Below are 16,274 nucleotides of genomic sequence, written 5' to 3' on the forward strand. Positions count from 1 at the left end.
CCTGCCATGGCACTGCCCCTGCTCGAAGATCACCGTGACCTGGCGGAAGCGGTAGCCGCATTCGCGAACCGCTTCGGTGGAATCGCCGATACGCGGAGCAACGTCAAGCGGTACGCCGCCGGTGATCGGCCGGACTCGTGGGATGGATTGGTCCGTCAGGGACTGCACGCAGTGCACCTGCCGGAGCAGTACGGCGGTGACGGGGCAGGGCTTGCCGAACTGGCGGTGGTAGTCGAGCAATTGGGTGATGCGCTTTACCCGGGACCGTACGTTCCGACGGTCATCGCCAGTGGGATCCTCGCGAAAGCTGCCGGCCCGGCTGCGGAATCAATGCTGATCGAATTGGCCACCGGCGCAACCGGAGCAGTCTGCACCGGCGTGGGATTGCGCGCGGCTCGCAGCGATGCAGGGTGGACCGTGAGCGGTTCTGCCGACCCGGCTCTAGGTCTACCCGGAGCCGATGTCGTTCTCGTGCAAGCGAACAGCGACGACGGCAAGTTGTGGTTCCGGCTCGAGCAGTCGTCTTCCGCTGCGGTGGAGGTCGAAGACGGAGTGGATCTGACACGCTCGATCGGGACGCTGACGTTGACCGATCACAAGGTCGACGCTGGGCTGATCGTCGAGGGTCTCCAGGCGCACCGAGTCGAACTGATCGTCAACACGGTGTTGGCTGCGGAGGCGAGCGGTATCGCCGGGTGGGCGCTACGCACCGCGGTCGACTACGTGAAGTCCCGGCAGCAGTTCGGCCGTCCGGTCGGAAGCTTCCAGGCAGTTCAGCACAAGGCGGCCATGATGCTGGTCCGCTCCGAGATTGCCTGTGCCGCAGTGTGGGACGCCGCTCGGTCCGAAGAGCACGACGAGGATCAGCACAGACTTGTCTCGGCTCAAGCTGCGTTGGCCGCTTTGCCCGTCGGCATCGAGAACGCCCTCGAATGTGTCACGTTGCTCGGCGGAATAGGATTCACCTGGGAGCATGACGCGCATCTGTACTGGCGCCGGGCAATCAGTATCGCTGCGGTGGCGGGATCCGAGGTGAAGTGGGCACACACGTTGGGAGACCGGTCCGCCGATTCGGAACGGGATTTCTCCTTTGTCGACCCGGACATGCTGCCGGAACTACGAGAGCAGGTTCGCAGGGTTCTGGACGAGGTTGCGCTGCTGCCCGACGACGGAACCACCAGCGCCAGTTGGGCGCCGGCCAAGGGGAGCGCTCGACGCGCCCGATTTGCCGACGCCAAACTGGTAGCCCCGCACTATCGGGCGCCGTACGGGCTGGGAGCAGGACCGAGAGAACAGGCCGTCATCGCACACGAATTCGCGATGCGAGGTTGGGCTCAACCGTCCACGGTGATCGGGGAATGGGTGCTGCCCACGATTCTCGAACACGGCAACGCCGAGCAGCAGGACAGGTTCGTCGAGCCTTCGCTGCGCGCCGACATCATCTGGTGCCAGCTGTTCAGTGAGCCTGGCGCGGGATCAGACCTGGCCGGCCTGAGCACGAAAGCGCGCAAGGTCGACGGTGGCTGGGTCCTGTCGGGTCAGAAAGTGTGGAACTCGGGCGCGCACGAGGCCGATTGGGGAGTATGCCTGGCGCGTTCGGACGCCGACGCTCCGAAACATCGTGGGCTGTCGTACTTCCTGGTCGACATGACCTCGAAAGGCATCGACGTACGTCCGCTGAAACAAGCCACCGGCAAGTCGGAATTCAACGAGGTATTCCTCGACGACGTCTTCGTCCCGGACGACTGCCTGGTGGCCGAACCGGGGCAAGGGTGGAAACTGGCTGCGACAACGCTGTCCAACGAACGCTTGAGCATGGGCAGCACGCTGCACCACGGTTCGAGTCGACTGTTCCGTCAGGTGATTGCCGACGCGAGCCACGACTGCCCCCGCGAAGATGCAGTGGAAGGCCTCGGCCGCAGTCTCTCTCGTGAGTTGGCACTGTCCGCGATGAATCTGCGCGGGGTGTCGGCGCGGCTGGCGGGTCAGGAACCGGGCGCCGAGATCAGCGTGTCGAAGGTGTACAACGCCCTGGCGCAGCGCGAGGGCTCGCGGGACCTGTTGCGACTGCTCGGACCTCGTGCCGCCGTTGTCGACCCGTCGGCGAATTACGCGATAGACCACATCGGACTTCCCTCGATTCTGTTCGGCGGCGGAACCGTCGAAATTCAACTCAACGTCATCGCGCAGCGCGTACTCGGCCTGCCGCGTTCGTAGATCTTAGGAGTTTCACCATGTACTTGGATTTGTCGGAGGAGTCGAAGACTCTGCGCAAGGAATTGCGGGCGTACTTCGCGGAGATCATCAACGACGAAGACCGCCGTGCTCTCGTGGATCAGACCGAAGGCGGCCCCGTCTTCGATCGCATCCTGCGCCGGATGGGTAAAGACGGTTGGCTGGGCTTGGGGTGGCCGGAGGAATTCGGCGGTCGGGGCGAGAACCCCGAAGCTCTGTACGTGTTCTACGACGAGGTGATTCGCGCCAATGCGCCGCTGTCGCTGGTCACGCTGAACACCGTCGGACCCGCTCTGATCAAGCACGGGACGCAAGCTCAGAAGGACTTCTTCCTGCGTCCGATCCTGGCGGGCGAGTTGATCTTTGCCATCGGCTACACCGAACCCAATGCGGGCACCGATCTCGCGGCCCTCGAAACACGCGCCCGCATCGAGGGTGACGAGCTTGTCATCAACGGCAACAAGATCTTCACCAGCGCCGGTGTGTTTGCCGACTGGGTCTGGCTTGCCGTTCGCACCGATCCCGACGCGCCTACGCATCAGGGCATTTCCGTGGTCCTGGTACCGACCAGCTCGCCGGGGTTCTCGGTCACCGAAATTCATACCGTGGGCGGAATCAGCACTTCGGCAACCTATTACGAAGATGTTCGGGTGCCGATCACCAATGTCGTCGGTGAGCTCAATCAAGGGTGGAAGCTCATCACCAACCAGCTCAACCACGAACGTGTTGCCCTGGCGGCACGCGGTGGTATAGCCAACGAGCTCTTTGCCGAGGTGGTCGAATGGGCAAAGACCGAACCCGCCGGTGACGGCCACGTCTACGACATCGGCTGGGTACGTGAGAAATTGGCGGAAGTCTACGCGCTGCTCAGTGCTGCCGACCTGATGAACCTACGGCTGGTGGCGGACGTCGCCGCCAACACCTTGGGCGGCGGGGATTCGGCCGCGGCCAAGATCTTCGGTACCGAAGCTGTCGTCAGTGCGTACGGCATGCTGCAGGAAGTGCTGGGCGCCAAGGGCTTACTGCGCCCCGGCACACCCGGAGCGGTACTGGAAGGGCGGGTCGAGAACCTGGGTCGACGCGCCCAGAACAACACCTTCGGCGGTGGTACCAACGAAGTGATGCGTGAAATCGTCGCCGCAAAATGTCTGGGCATGGCGCTTGCTGCGCGTCGCCGACCCGCTGCACAGAACGAAAAGAGCTGACATGGAATTCGAATTCGACGACAACTTGTCCGCGGTGCGGGATCTGAGTGAATCGATCTTCTCGGCGAAGTCCGGAGTGGACCGACTGCGGGAAGTAGAGGGCGCCGGCGGTTTCGACGCCGAACTGTGGAAGCTCCTCGCCGACTCCGACGTTCTGGGAATTCCTCTGCCAGAGGAAGTCGGGGGAGCGGGACTCGGAATGCTAGGCCTGGCAGCGGTGCTCGAACAACAAGGCCGCCGGGTCGCCCAGGTGCCGCTCTGGTCGGTGATTTCGACGGCAGCGCTGCCGATTGCCGAGTTCGGCAGTACGGAGCAGAAAGCGTCGTGGCTTCCGGGACTGCTCGACGGCTCGGTGATCGTCACCGGCGCCTTCGACACCGGCTACAACGCCGAGACGGCGGTTCGCGCCGAGCCGGCGCCTGACGGTTGGGTTCTGTCAGGCCGCGCCGACTCCGTGTCTGCCGCGGAGTTCGCGGCCGCGCTGGTGGTTCCGGTGACGATGCCGGACGGCAGTGTCAGCGTCATGATCGTGCCGACGGACCGGGATGCGCTGGTGCGTACGCCGCTACAGGTGACGAACCGCGAGAGCAACAGCGCTGTGCAGTTCGATGGGGTTGCGGTTACTGCAGCTGACGCACTTCCCGCAGACGGCGCGGTGGTTCGAGACTGGACGTTGCGGCGTGCACGGGTGGCTCTTGCGGCCCTGGCTACCGGCGTCTGCGAGGAAGCGCTGGCGATGACGGCGAAATACACCTCCGAGCGAGTGCAATTCGGTCGTCCACTCTCGACCAACCAGGCAGTTGCCGTCCGGGCCGCCGACGCGTACCTCGACACCGAGAGCACAAGATTGACCACCCACCGCGCTGCCTGGCTGATGGACAGCGGAGTCGAGAGTGAAGCGGAAGCGGCTGCGCTGGTCGCCAAATGGTGGGCGTCGCGCGGCGGTTTGCGCGTGGTGCACGCGACCCAGCACATGCACGGCGGAATCGGCGCGGATGTCGACTATCCGATTCACCGCTATTTCCTGTGGGGACGGCAGATCGCCTTCACTTTGGGGAGCGCGGGGGCGATAGGCGCCGAACTCGCCGATCAGTTGGAGATCCGAGCCCAGATCGGGGCGTCGGCGTGAATATCTGAGACGACAGGTTCCAGTCACGGGCAGCGCGTCGGCAATCATCGCGCTACTCTGCCCTTCGTGAATCGCACCAGTTCGTTCATCAGGCCGTTGGTTCCGCGGGACCCGCACGAGCCGCACCGGGTGGCGACGCCGCTCGAACTGCTCACCGACCTCTGCTTCGTCGTGGCGGTCGCTCAAGCGGCCACCGGCCTGCACCACGCGATCAGCGAAGGGCACGCGGCTTCGGGCGTCGGGCACTTCGCGATGGCGTTTTTCGCGATCTGGTGGACGTGGCTGAATTTCACGTGGTTCACCTCGGCGTACGACAACGACGACGGAATCGCCCGGCTGCTGACCATATTCCAGATCCTCGGATCGCTGGTCCTTGCAGCCGGCATCGTCCGCTTCTTCAACGACGACGCCCTGCTGATCATCGTCGGCTACGTCATCATGCGAATAGCACTGGTCATCCAATGGCTCAGGGTCTCGCGGAACGACCCCGAGCATGCGCTCACGGCGCGTCGATACGCTCTCGGAATCGTGTTGGTCCAGATCGGTTGGATCGGTTTCTACTTCGTGCCGTCCGCCGTTTACGTCCCGACGTTCCTGGTGTTGGTTCTGTGCGAATTCGCGGTACCGATCTGGTCGGAGAAGCCGGGCATGACGCCGTGGCACCCGCATCACATCGCGGAGCGGTACTCGTTGTTCTTCATCATCGTTCTGGGCGAGACGATCCTTTCGACCACCATCGCGATTCAGGACGCGGTCGACGGTGAGCATCCGGCAGCGCAGGTCACCTACGTCGTGATCGGCGGCATTCTGATTGTCTTCAGCCTGTGGTGGTTGTACTTCCAACGCAATGCAGGCGAAGTGATCGGCGGTGACAACGTCTCACCCTTCGTCTGGGGGTTCGGTCACTACTTCATCTTCGCCGCCGCTGCCGCCATCGGTGCGGGGTTGGCCTCGCGCGTCGACTTCTGGACTCATCACGGTGACGGCAGCGCGTTGGTGACGGGTGCTGCCGTCACCGTTCCGGTCGCGGTCATCCTTGCCGCCTTGTGGTTCATCCACATTCGACTACACGACTCCTCGGTACGCACCCTCGTGCCGTTCTCGGTCGCGATAGTCGTCGTGCTCGGTGGTACCTACACCGCGGTGCCCGAACTGGTCGCGGGACTGGCCTGCGCCGCGCTGTTGGCCGTGGAACTGATTCTGACCGAGGGCAAATCCGAAACCGTCTGAACCGGGTCAGCGAATCGCGAGTCGCTCCTTGCGGAGCTTGTCGACCTCGGGCAGATGCAGGGGTTCAAGCTCGTTCACACCCAAGGCGCGCATGAGCAGGAGGTCCGCGAGTTCGGGGTTGCGAGCCAAAGCGGGTCCGTGCATGTACGTCCCGATCACCGAACCCTGCACGACGCCTTCGAATCCGTCACCGACGCCGTTTCCGACACCATGGGTGACACGTGCGAATCCAGAGGCTGAGCTACCCAGAGTTGTTCCGCCGCGGTGATTCTCGAACCCCGAGAGGGGCGCGGTGAGTCCGTCGATCAGCGGCTTCGTGATGACTTCGCCGATGGAACGCTTCTCCTGCGGCGAGGTCGTGACGTCGAGCATCGAGACACCGTCGACGCGTTCGCCGCTGGAGGTTTCGTACCAGTTGCCGAGCACCTGAATGGCAGCGCAGATCGCCAGAACCGGTGCGCCACGCTCTGCGGCGCGTTGCAGACCAGGGTATTTCGCGAGGTGACGCGTTGCGAGGCGCTGAGCGGAATCCTCGGCGCCACCCAACGTGTACACGTCGAGCGAATCGGGGACCGGATCGCTGAGGGTGATGTCCACGATTTCGGCGTCGTAGCCGCGCATCCGCAGACGCTGACGCAGGATCAGGGCATTGCCGCCGTCGCCGTAGGTGCCCATGACGTCGGGGAGTACCAGACCGATGCGAACTGTCGAGTCAGACATTGCGAGACTCCTTCGCGATGGCAGTGTTGAGGTCACGGAAGGCCGTGTAGTTCGCCAGTACCTCCACACGTCCGGGAGGGCAGGAAGCGATGGCGCGCAACGGGTCCGGGTCGAGAGTGTGCTCGACGCCCGCGTACGTGAGGCGAACTGCCAGATCTGTTCCGCGTTCACCGGCGGCCACTACCTTGACACCTTCGAAGTGCTCAAACCTCACGTCCCACAGCCAGGAGAGGTCCTCGCCGTCCGGCACCTGACCGTTCACCGCGATGACCAGACCGTCCACCGTGGGATCGATCATCGACAGCGCTTCCTGCCAGCCGGCGGGATTCTTCGCGAGCAGCATGTGAACGGAGTGCGGTCCGACCTCGACGGTGCTGTATCGACCTGCGACTTCTTGAACCGTCGATGCGGCGGCAACTGCCCCGACCGGATCTGCACCCAAAGCCGCTGCAGCCGCTACGGCCTGAGCTGCGTTGCCGCGGTTGGCTTTTCCGGGGAGGGTCAACGTCATCGGAATCTTCAGGCCGTCGGGGCCGTAGAGATTGTCGTCGTCGAGCCACCAGGTCGGCTCGGGCCGCGCGAAGTCGGAACCGGTACTGCGCCAGTGCTTTCCCTCCCACACGATGGGTTCGCCGGTGCGCGGGCAGCTGACGGAATCGCCGGCCCAACCGCCGCCGGCAGCAACCCACACGACGTTGGTGGCGTCGTATGCCACGGAGGTGACCAGTACGTCGTCGCAGTTGGCGACGATCACCGCATTCGGATGCGCGTTGACGCACGCGCGCAGTTTCCGTTCGATCATGTTGATCTCGCCGACCCGGTCGAGTTGATCGCGGCTGAGGTTGAGCAGCACGATCACTTCCGGGTTCACGGCGTCGGCTACGTGGGGGACGTGCAGTTCGTCGACCTCGAGTGCCGCCAGCGTCGCATCGGTACGCGCGGCCAGGGCGGCCACGATCCCGGCATCCATGTTGGCGCCGTCGGCCTGCGTGGCGACGTCACCGAGTGTCGCGAGCGCTGCGGCGGTCATACGCGTGGTCGTCGACTTGCCGTTGGTGCCGGTGACCACGACGGTGCGCTTGCCGCGTCCGAGCTGAGTCATGAGCGTCGGGTCGATCTTGAGGGCGATCAGCCCGCCGATCATCGAACCCTTGCCGCGACCGGCCTTCTGCGATGCCCAAGATGCTGCTGCGGCAGCTCGCATGGCGAGCTTTCCGCGCGCTGTGATCGATAGTCCAGTTCCCACGGCCCGAGTTTGGCACAGGGCGTCGTCAGACGCCGAGTCGCGCCGGTGGTGAGGCTGCAGGTGTGTCCGAGAAAACAGTGTTCGCGGGCTTACGCCTCATCTGTGCGGCGCTCGCTCCGGCGATCACGATGACCGCCCCGACCAGTGACAACGGGCTCGGATCCTCGTGCAGGAACAGCCAGGACGCGCCGATTCCCACGACTGGCACCAGCAAGGAGAGCGGCGCCACCATGCCGGCGGGATAGCGGCCCATGAGCATCGTCCAGAGCCCGGATCCGGCGATGGTGCCGAGCAGAATGATGTAGGCCAGTCCGACCAGCGACGGCCAGGCGTCGGCGCTGAATGCGGTGCCGAGTGCGTGCCAGCCGACTGTGGGGCCTTCGACCACGGCTGACAGAGCGAGCATCGGTAACGGCGGGATGACACACATCCACAACATCAAGCGCATCGGTGCAGGCTCGCCGACGGTGTTTGCCGCAGCCAAGCGGCTGCCGAGATTGCCGAACGCCCAGGACAGGCCGCCGAGGAGTGTGAGGACGACGGGCAGCAGTGCCGCGTGGTGCGAGCGGTCCCAGCCGATCAAGGACATCCCGCCAACGGCGACGGCGATACCGGAGACCTGCCAGACGCTGAGCTTCTCGCGGAGCAGGAAAGCGCCGAGTAGGACGGTGAACGGTGCTGACGACTGCAGGACAAGTGATGCAAGGCCCGTCGGCATCCCCGAATGCATCGCCCAGAAGAGGAAGACGAACTGGCCGAATCCGAAACCGAATCCGTAGAGCAGCAGCCAGCGGAGCGGCACCTGTGGACGCGGCACGAAGATGACCACCGGAATCGCGATGATCAGAAACCGCAGCGCTGCGAAGAAGAACGGCGGGAAATGATCCAGGCCGACGCGAATGGCCAGGAAGTTCAGACCCCACAAGACGATCACGGTCAGGCCGAGGAGACGGTCGCGGGGAGTCATGCGTTAATCGTGAGCCTTACGAAGCATCAGAACAAGCGAATATAGATGCACTATCCATGTAGTTTTGCTACATGGATATTCGTCACCGTATGGATGCCACGCGCTTGCGAATCCTCCGCGAGCTCGCCGACCGTGGAACCGTCGGCGCTACTGCTCTCGCCCTCTCGATGACGCCGTCCGCCGTCTCGCAACAACTCAAGATCCTCGGACGAGAAGCGGGGGTCTCGCTCCTCGAACCGGACGGGCGCACGCTGCGCCTCACCGACGCGGGTCGAGCGCTGGTGCTTCGCGCCGACGACGTGGTGGCGGCGCTAGACCGGGCGGCGGACGAGATGGCGTCGTACCGAGGCTCGCCGCGGGGAAAGGTGCGAGTCGCGTTCTTTCCCTCCGGCGCGGCGCTCCTGCTGCCCGGTGTCCTGACGGCGCTGAAGAACTCGGACGTGGACATCGACGCCTACGACGTCGACAAACCGGCGTCCGCCGTCCCTGGACTGTTGGCCGATCACGATGTGATCCTCACCCACCGTGACGAACGCGGAGCCGAGACGTCGTTTCCCCGGGTCAGCGTGCAACCGCTGATGCGTGAACCGATCGATCTGGTGCTGCGGCCTGATCATCCACTTGCCGAGCAGGATTCGGTCCGGCTGGAACAATTGGCCGACGAGAACTGGATAAGCGTGCGCGGCGGGTTTCCGGTCGACGACGTTCTGCTGTCGGTTGCGTCGGTAACCGGCGTCCAGCCTCGCGTCGCTCATCGGATAAACGATTTCCGCGTCATCGAAGAGCTGGTGGCGGCGGGCCACGGCGTGGCTTTGATGCCGCGATACGCGATCACGCATCCCGGAGTGTCGAGGAAACCGGTGGCGGGAGTGCGCGCTGCACGAGTTTATGAATTGGCAACTCGGTTACACGCCAACCGCAGTCCGGCTATCGGAGTCGTGCTCGACGCCTTTCGTGACGTCGCGCGTGCTGTCGGTGAATGAAGGCTGTCGGTGAATGAAGGGCTGTCGGTGAATGAAGGGCCGTCGGTGAATGAACGGCTGTCGGTGAATGAGCAGCTGTTGGTGAATGAACACAAAACGGGAGCGACACGATTAGTGTCGCTCCCGTTTCGGTAGTGCAATCCTCACGGTTTAGTGAGGGTCGCTTAGTGAGGGCCGGTATCAGGCGAGAGCCTTGGCCTTCAGTGCTGCGAATTCTTCTTCACTGATGGTGCCGGCGTCGAGAAGTGCCTTTGCATCTGCGATGGATTCGGCCGGGGACTTTCCGGCAACCTCACGGATGTAGCTGTCCTGTGCGTTCTTGACCTGCTGTGCAGCCTCGAGGGACCGCTGTGCCATTCCGTCACTGCGAACGATCAGGTAGACGAGCGAGGTGAGCAGCGGAATGAAGAACAGGAAGACGATCCAGATTGCCTTCACCCAGCCGGAGGTCTTGTGATCGCGGAACAGGTCGGTGATGATCGAGAAGAGCAGGATCAAGTACGCGATGAACGCGAAGCTGATGATGATCAGCCAGAGGAAGTCCCAAAAGGAATCCATTGTCGAGCTCCATTTCACAAGTCGGATTTGTCTGAGCTGACTATCTCACGCGCACGTGGCGTCTGCATCATCCTCGATGGGTGAATTCTTTTTGTTAACTTCGCTAACCGACTCTTTCGGGACCAATGTCATGCCGAATCGAAAACATCGACCGAAAATCTTCAGTGCTCTGAAAACGACCCTGGCCCCACCCGAAAATCGGGTGAGACCAGGGATTGTTCACGAGTCAGGAGCTGAGTGTCAGCTGGCGCGGTTCACTGCCGAGACCACAGCGCGCAGCGAGGCCGTCGTGATCGACGTGGCGATACCCACACCCCAGACGACGGTGCTCTGACCCTCCGGGCCCGTCACGGCGCACTCGACGTAGGCCGCGGCCTGGGCGTCGTCACCGGCGGACATCGCGTGCTCGGAGTAGTCGAGGACACGAACGTCGAAGTTGATGCTTCCCAGCGCGTCGACGAAGGCAGCGAGCGGGCCGTTGCCGGTTCCCGAGATCTCCTGTTCCTTGCCGTTCACCTTGACGATCGCGGTGATCGCATCGGTGCCGCCGTCCTCCTCGGACGCGGTGACCTTCTGCTTCATGCGCTCGAGCGGGGTGATGGGAGCGAGGTACTCCTCGTGGAAGACGTCCCACATTTCCTTCGGCGAGACCTCGCCGCCCTCGCCGTCGGTGATCTTCTGGACCGACTGCGAGAACTCGACCTGCAGACGACGCGGCAGCACCAGACCGTGATCGGCCTTCATGATGTATGCGACGCCGCCCTTGCCGGACTGCGAGTTCACACGGATGACGGCCTCGTAGCTGCGGCCGACGTCCTTCGGGTCGATCGGCAGGTAGGGGACCTGCCAGAGAATGTCGTCGACGTCGGAGTTCTGGCTGTCGGCGTCGACCTTCATGGCGTCGAGGCCCTTGTTGATCGCGTCCTGGTGGCTGCCGGAGAACGCGGTGTAGACCAGGTCGCCGCCGTACGGATGACGCTCGTGGACGGGCAGCTGGTTGCAGTACTCGACCGTGCGACGGATCTCGTCGATGTTCGAGAAATCGATCTGCGGGTCGACGCCGCGCGTGAACATGTTCAGAGCGAGAGTGACCAGGCAGACGTTGCCGGTGCGCTCACCGTTGCCGAACAGGCAGCCTTCGATGCGGTCCGCGCCGGCCTGGTAGCCCAGCTCGGCTGCAGCGACACCCGTGCCGCGGTCGTTGTGGGGGTGCAGCGACAGGATGACCGAATCGCGGCGGGCCAGGTTGCGGTGCATCCACTCGATGGAGTCGGCATACACGTTGGGTGTAGCCATCTCGACGGTGGCGGGCAGGTTCAGGATGACCGGGTTGGCCGGCGTCGCACCCAGGGTTTCGGTGACGGCGTCACATACTTCCTTGGCGTACTCGAGCTCGGTGCCGGTGTAGGACTCGGGCGAGTATTCCCAGCGCCAGTTCGTGTCCGGGTACTTCTTCGACTCGGCGAGGACCAGTTCGGCGGCGTCGGTGGCGATCTTCTTGATCGTGTCCTTGTCGGCGCGGAACACGACGCGGCGCTGGAGAATCGAGGTGGAGTTGTAGAAGTGCACGATCGCGTTCTCGGCACCTTCACAGGCCTCGAACGTGCGCTTGATCAGCTCGGGACGCGACTGCGTCAGCACCTGGATGGTGACGTCGGACGGGATGGCGCCGTCCTCGATGATCTCGCGAACGAAATCGAAGTCCGTCTGGCTCGCGGACGGGAAGCCGACCTCGATCTCCTTGTAGCCCATACGAACCAGGAGATCGAACATACGACGCTTGCGCGCCGGGCTCATCGGATCGATCAGCGCCTGGTTGCCGTCGCGCAGGTCAACGGCACACCACTGGGGTGCTCGGTCGATGATCTTGTCCGGCCAGGTGCGGTCGGGCAGCGTGACCGTCTCGACCTCTTCGGCGAACGGGCGGTAGCGGAACGTCGGCATCGACGAGTTCTTCTGCGTGTTCCACGCAGGCTGGTCGGACGGTGCCGGCTTCGTGGGCGGGGTGATGGTGCGAGTGCCGGTGGTGAATGCGTCAGCGGGGGACATGGGTGTGATCTCCAGGATTGTGGACCCGGCCTGTTGACCTGTTGGTCAAGACCATGAGTCCGGAAGGCTTGGTCGACCGGCGCACAAAAACCCCGCGGCGGGAGGCCAGTCTGGATCAGACCCCGTCGCGGCAACCAAGAAGGAGTGCGCGCTGCATGCACAGCACTCTACTCCTGGATTTCGCGAGAAATCGGTGGGGTTCGCCCTCATGTCCAATTTGTCGCCGAATTGTGCTGCCGTTTCGGCCCCGAAAATGGTGGACTGTCGTCCATGGATCCCCGAATCGCCGTGGCGAGCACGTACCTCGACGCGCTCCGCAGTCACGATGGCAGTTCCGTACCGCTGGCCCCGGACGCGGTACGCCACGAGGTCGGGCTCAAGACCGGATTTTCGGGGAATCATTTGCGGCGCAGCCTTTCCGGAGGTCCTCAGTATCGCGTGATCCGCGACATTCGTGAGGTGGAGTGGACGGTCGACGGGGACGACCTGACGGCTGACTACCTCCTCGACGCCGGGTTGTTCGGGCGGAACCTGATGACCGTTCGGGTTACCGAGACCTTCCGGATACCCGCTGACGATCACCGCATTCACCACATCACCGCGAAGATTCGACCGGCGCGCGCCAAGCACACGTGATGCGCTCGATCCGCTGGATCGTCTGTTCACTGCTGATCGTTCTCGCTGGTCTCGGTGCTGCCGGCTCGGTGCTCGCGCTGTTCGTCCACACCCAGGTGAACGACACAGACAGTTACGTCGAGACGGTTGCCCCGTTGGCTTCCGAACCTGCTGTCCAAGCGGCTGTCGTTGATCGGCTGACCGAGGAACTGACGCAGCGGTTGGACCGGTTTCCGCAGGTGGTGACGAGACAAGCCGAGAAACTTGTTCGGGAGGCGGCTCAGTCGTTGGTCTCCAGCGACCAGTTCGCGACGCTCTGGACCGCGGCCAACCGTCAGGCGCACGCGCAACTTGCTGCGATGGTGACCGGCAGAGCCACCGACGGCATCGTTCGATCCGACGACAGCGGAACAGTCACCTTGTCCCTCGAGCCGATCATGACAGAACTGCGGACGAACCTCCGCGATCGCGGATTCACCGTCGTCGATCGTCTTCCGACGTTCGATCCGCAGTTCGAGATCCTGCAGTCCGACGAGCTGGTGCGGGCCCAGGACCTCTCGAACACTCTCGACCGGGCAGCGGCCTGGCTGCCGTGGGTGTCGCTGGCCTGTGCGATCGCGGCCGTCGCAGTTGCGCCGAGGCGAATGCGCGCACTGTCCCTGGTCGGGCTGGCGACGGCGGTGGCGATGATCGCCCTGTTGGTGGCGCTGGCCGTCGTGCGGCGAGTCTATTTACAGAATTCAGACATACCGTCATCTGAGGCGGCAGTCGCGGTGTACGACGCGCTGGCAGTTTCGCTGGTCAGCAGTATCCGCGTGCTTCTCGCCTGCGGAGTTGCCGTCACGGTGGTCGGTTACGTTGCCGGTGGCTCGCGTTCTGCGACGTTGATGCGATCGCGGATCTCGCAACTGATCCCGCGCGGATCTGAGGCGAACAGCAGTACGCATCGGGAAGTCCCAGGACCACCTCGGTAAGCTCGACCTCTGGTATCTGTAAACAATTTCGACCTGGAGGTAGAAACGCGTGGCTCTCGTCGTCCAGAAGTACGGCGGATCCTCGGTGGCAACCGCCGAGCGCATCCGACGAGTCGCTGAACGGATCGTCGAGACCAAGAAGGCCGGCAATGATGTCGTCGTCGTGGTGTCAGCGATGGGCGATACCACCGATGAGCTGCTCGATCTGGCTCAGCAGGTGTGCCCTTCCCCGCCGGCCCGTGAAATGGACATGCTGCTGACCTCGGGTGAGCGCATCTCCAACTCCTTGGTAGCGATGGCAATTCACTCCCTCGGCGCCGAAGCTCGTTCGTTCTCGGGCTCACAAGCCGGAGTCATCACGACCGGCAGCCACGGAAACGCCAAGATCATCGACGTCACGCCGGGCCGTGTTCGCACTGCGCTGGACGAAGGCTCGATCGTTCTGGTCGCCGGATTCCAAGGCGTCAGCCAGGACAGCAAGGACATCACGACGCTCGGACGCGGTGGCTCGGACACCACTGCCGTGGCGTTGGCAGCTGCACTCAACGCTGACGTCTGCGAGATCTACACCGACGTCGACGGCGTTTTCTCCGCCGATCCGCGCATCGTCCCCGACGCTCACCGCCTCGAGACGGTTTCCTTCGAGGAAATGCTCGAACTCGCAGCGTGTGGTGCGAAGGTGCTCATGCTCCGGTGCGTCGAGTACGCCCGTCGTTACAACGTGCCTGTGCACGTCCGTTCGTCATACACCACCAAGCCCGGAACAATCGTGTCCGGATCGATGGAGGACATTCCTGTGGAAGAGGCCCTGATCACCGGAGTCGCGCACGATCGCGGCGAAGCCAAGATCACCGTTGTCGGATTGCCGGACACACCGGGACACGCTGCCAAGGTGTTCCGCGCAGTCTCCGATGCCGAGATCAACATCGACATGGTGCTGCAGAACATCTCCAAGGTGGAGACAAACAAGACGGACATCACCTTCACGCTTCCGACGGCCGACGGCCCCCGCGCCGTCGAGATCCTGACCAAGCGTCAGGAAGACATCGGCTTCACGCAGATCTTGTTCGACGACCACATCGGCAAGGTTTCCCTGGTCGGCGCCGGAATGCGGAGCCACCCGGGCGTCACCGCCACGTTCTGCGAGGCGCTGGCCAAGGCAGACATCAACATCGACCTCATCTCGACCTCTGAGATCCGCATCTCAGTGCTGGTCAAGGACACCGAATTGGACGACGCTGTACGTGTCATCCACGACGCTTTCGGGCTCGGTGGCGAAGAAGAAGCAGTAGTACACGCTGGAACGGGACGGTAATTTCTCATGACGACTATCGCTGTTGTCGGTGCGACCGGTCAGGTCGGCATCGTCATGCGCACTTTGCTCGAAGAGCGGAACTTCCCCGCGGACAAGGTGCGGTTCTTCGCATCTGCACGCTCCGCCGGTAAGAAGCTGCCCTTCCGCGGCGAAGAGATCATCGTCGAGGATGCGGCCGCCACATCGGATGAGGACCTGAAGGGCATCGACATCGCCCTGTTCTCAGCCGGTGCGACGCTCTCGCGCGCCCAGGCTCCGCGCTTCGCTGCTGCCGGCGCGACCGTTGTCGACAACTCTTCGGCATGGCGCAAGGATCCCGAGGTTCCCCTCGTGGTCAGCGAGGTCAACCCTCAGGACACGCAGAACCTGGTCAAGGGCATTATCGCGAACCCCAACTGCACCACCATGGCAGCGATGCCGGTGCTGAAGGTTCTGCACGACGAAGCCGGTCTGCAGCGTCTGATCGTCTCCAGCTACCAGGCCGTGTCCGGTAGCGGCATCGCCGGCGTCGAGGAACTCCTCGGCCAGGTGCGCGCCGTAGTCGGAGACGCGGAGAAGCTGGTTCACGACGGCAGTGCCGTCGACTTCCCGGCCCCGAACAACTACGTCGCCCCCATCGCGTTCAACGTCCTGCCTCTCGCAGGTTCGCTGGTCGACGACGGAAGCGGCGAGACCGACGAGGATCAGAAGCTCCGCAACGAGAGCCGCAAGATCCTCGGACTTCCCGATCTGTTGGTTTCGGGTACGTGCGTGCGCGTTCCCGTCGTGACCGGGCACTCGCTCGCGATCAACGCAGAGTTCGCCAACCCGCTCTCGGTTGCTCGCGCCAAGGAGATCCTCGCCGACGCTCCGGGCGTCGAACTGGTCGAGGTTCCGACGCCGCTGGCCGCTGCCGGTGGCAACGCGTCGCTGGTCGGTCGTATCCGTCAGGATCCGGGTGTCCCGGAGGGACGCGGACTCGCGCTCTTCGTTTCGGGCGACAATCTGCGTAAGGGTGCCGCGCTCAACACGATTCAGATTGCCGAGCTGTTGGTCGGCTAGATCTTTC

Annotated in this window: 14 protein-coding genes; 9 read left to right on the top strand and 5 right to left on the bottom strand. The window is 63.5% G+C overall.

Annotated features, from left to right (window positions below):
- The first annotated feature begins 6 nt into the window (after window positions 1–6).
- The 4 genes from P0M12_RS14280 to P0M12_RS14295 all read left to right on the top strand — a co-directional run bounded on the left by P0M12_RS14280 (window position 7) and on the right by P0M12_RS14295 (window position 5,799).
- Entirely contained in the window at window positions 7–2,217 is a 2,211-nt protein-coding gene (locus P0M12_RS14280; protein WP_277377867.1) for an acyl-CoA dehydrogenase, read from the top strand.
- A gap of 17 nt (window positions 2,218–2,234) precedes the next feature.
- A complete protein-coding gene (locus P0M12_RS14285) occupies window positions 2,235–3,440 on the top strand; it encodes an acyl-CoA dehydrogenase family protein (protein WP_047271591.1) in 1,206 nt (401 codons plus the stop codon).
- 1 nt (window position 3,441) lies between these two features.
- On the top strand, window positions 3,442–4,569 hold the full coding sequence (locus P0M12_RS14290; RefSeq protein WP_277377868.1) for an acyl-CoA dehydrogenase family protein: 1,128 nt from the start codon (window positions 3,442–3,444) through the stop codon (window positions 4,567–4,569).
- A 66-nt stretch (window positions 4,570–4,635) separates the two neighbouring features.
- Window positions 4,636–5,799 (top strand): low temperature requirement protein A, encoded by a 1,164-nt coding sequence (locus P0M12_RS14295; RefSeq protein ID WP_047271595.1) that lies wholly within the window; start codon window positions 4,636–4,638, stop codon window positions 5,797–5,799.
- Between the two features lie 6 nt (window positions 5,800–5,805).
- On the opposite strand, the gene P0M12_RS14300 is transcribed toward P0M12_RS14295, so the two are convergent.
- From P0M12_RS14300 to P0M12_RS14310, 3 genes are read right to left on the bottom strand one after another with little or no spacing between them, the layout of a single operon-like run.
- Entirely contained in the window at window positions 5,806–6,519 is a 714-nt protein-coding gene (locus P0M12_RS14300; protein WP_007731510.1) for a hypothetical protein, read from the bottom strand.
- The gene (locus P0M12_RS14305) at window positions 6,512–7,765 is read right to left on the bottom strand and encodes a MurT ligase domain-containing protein (RefSeq protein ID WP_277377869.1); all 1,254 of its coding nucleotides are present in this window, start codon (window positions 7,763–7,765) and stop codon (window positions 6,512–6,514) included. Before P0M12_RS14305 ends, P0M12_RS14300 begins: the two co-directional genes overlap by 8 nt.
- A gap of 25 nt (window positions 7,766–7,790) precedes the next feature.
- Window positions 7,791–8,732: an EamA family transporter gene (locus P0M12_RS14310; RefSeq protein ID WP_003943484.1), complete on the bottom strand. Its 942-nt coding sequence runs from the start codon at window positions 8,730–8,732 to the stop codon at window positions 7,791–7,793.
- An 89-nt stretch (window positions 8,733–8,821) separates the two neighbouring features.
- On the opposite strand from P0M12_RS14310, the gene P0M12_RS14315 reads away from it, so the two are divergent.
- Window positions 8,822–9,715 carry a LysR family transcriptional regulator gene (locus P0M12_RS14315; RefSeq protein ID WP_003943476.1) on the top strand — a complete coding sequence of 298 codons (894 nt, stop codon included), beginning with the start codon at window positions 8,822–8,824 and terminating at the stop codon, window positions 9,713–9,715.
- Window positions 9,716–9,895: 180 nt separating this feature from the next.
- On the opposite strand, the gene P0M12_RS14320 is transcribed toward P0M12_RS14315, so the two are convergent.
- The gene (locus P0M12_RS14320; RefSeq protein ID WP_003943489.1) at window positions 9,896–10,273 is read right to left on the bottom strand and encodes a PLDc N-terminal domain-containing protein; all 378 of its coding nucleotides are present in this window, start codon (window positions 10,271–10,273) and stop codon (window positions 9,896–9,898) included.
- Window positions 10,274–10,513: 240 nt separating this feature from the next.
- Window positions 10,514–12,322 (bottom strand): 2-isopropylmalate synthase, encoded by a 1,809-nt coding sequence (gene leuA / locus P0M12_RS14325; RefSeq protein ID WP_003943488.1) that lies wholly within the window; start codon window positions 12,320–12,322, stop codon window positions 10,514–10,516.
- Window positions 12,323–12,592: 270 nt separating this feature from the next.
- Here leuA and P0M12_RS14330 point away from each other — a divergent pair, with 270 nt between their 5' ends.
- The 4 genes from P0M12_RS14330 to P0M12_RS14345 are packed head-to-tail and all read left to right on the top strand — an operon-like array spanning window position 12,593 to window position 16,267.
- Complete coding sequence (locus P0M12_RS14330) at window positions 12,593–12,958, top strand: hypothetical protein (RefSeq protein WP_003943492.1); 366 nt, start codon at window positions 12,593–12,595, stop codon at window positions 12,956–12,958.
- On the top strand, window positions 12,958–13,911 hold the full coding sequence (locus P0M12_RS14335; RefSeq protein WP_007731502.1) for a hypothetical protein: 954 nt from the start codon (window positions 12,958–12,960) through the stop codon (window positions 13,909–13,911). The genes P0M12_RS14330 and P0M12_RS14335 overlap by 1 nt, the downstream gene beginning before the upstream one ends.
- A gap of 49 nt (window positions 13,912–13,960) precedes the next feature.
- Window positions 13,961–15,226, top strand: a complete 1,266-nt coding sequence (locus P0M12_RS14340) for an aspartate kinase (protein WP_003943494.1) — start codon at window positions 13,961–13,963, stop codon at window positions 15,224–15,226.
- A gap of 6 nt (window positions 15,227–15,232) precedes the next feature.
- The gene (locus tag P0M12_RS14345) at window positions 15,233–16,267 is read left to right on the top strand and encodes an aspartate-semialdehyde dehydrogenase (RefSeq protein ID WP_003943474.1); all 1,035 of its coding nucleotides are present in this window, start codon (window positions 15,233–15,235) and stop codon (window positions 16,265–16,267) included.
- Window positions 16,268–16,274 lie beyond the last annotated feature (7 nt).

Origin of the sequence: Rhodococcus sp. RCBS9 (assembly GCF_029457415.1) — a bacterium.
GTDB lineage: Bacteria > Actinomycetota > Actinomycetes > Mycobacteriales > Mycobacteriaceae > Rhodococcus_F > Rhodococcus_F qingshengii.

Excerpts from the sequence above, each read along its gene's own strand:
- P0M12_RS14280 (WP_277377867.1), top strand. The coding sequence starts at position 7 with ATGGCACTGCCCCTGCTCGAAGATCACCGTGACCTGGCGGAAGCGGTA.
- P0M12_RS14285 (WP_047271591.1), top strand. The coding sequence starts at position 2,235 with ATGTACTTGGATTTGTCGGAGGAGTCGAAGACTCTGCGCAAGGAATTG.
- P0M12_RS14290 (WP_277377868.1), top strand. The coding sequence starts at position 3,442 with ATGGAATTCGAATTCGACGACAACTTGTCCGCGGTGCGGGATCTGAGT.
- P0M12_RS14300 (WP_007731510.1), bottom strand. The coding sequence starts at position 6,519 with ATGTCTGACTCGACAGTTCGCATCGGTCTGGTACTCCCCGACGTCATG.
- P0M12_RS14310 (WP_003943484.1), bottom strand. The coding sequence starts at position 8,732 with ATGACTCCCCGCGACCGTCTCCTCGGCCTGACCGTGATCGTCTTGTGG.
- P0M12_RS14315 (WP_003943476.1), top strand. The coding sequence starts at position 8,822 with ATGGATGCCACGCGCTTGCGAATCCTCCGCGAGCTCGCCGACCGTGGA.
- P0M12_RS14320 (WP_003943489.1), bottom strand. The coding sequence starts at position 10,273 with ATGGATTCCTTTTGGGACTTCCTCTGGCTGATCATCATCAGCTTCGCG.
- leuA (WP_003943488.1), bottom strand. The coding sequence starts at position 12,322 with ATGTCCCCCGCTGACGCATTCACCACCGGCACTCGCACCATCACCCCG.
- P0M12_RS14330 (WP_003943492.1), top strand. The coding sequence starts at position 12,593 with ATGGATCCCCGAATCGCCGTGGCGAGCACGTACCTCGACGCGCTCCGC.
- P0M12_RS14335 (WP_007731502.1), top strand. The coding sequence starts at position 12,958 with ATGCGCTCGATCCGCTGGATCGTCTGTTCACTGCTGATCGTTCTCGCT.
- P0M12_RS14345 (WP_003943474.1), top strand. The coding sequence starts at position 15,233 with ATGACGACTATCGCTGTTGTCGGTGCGACCGGTCAGGTCGGCATCGTC.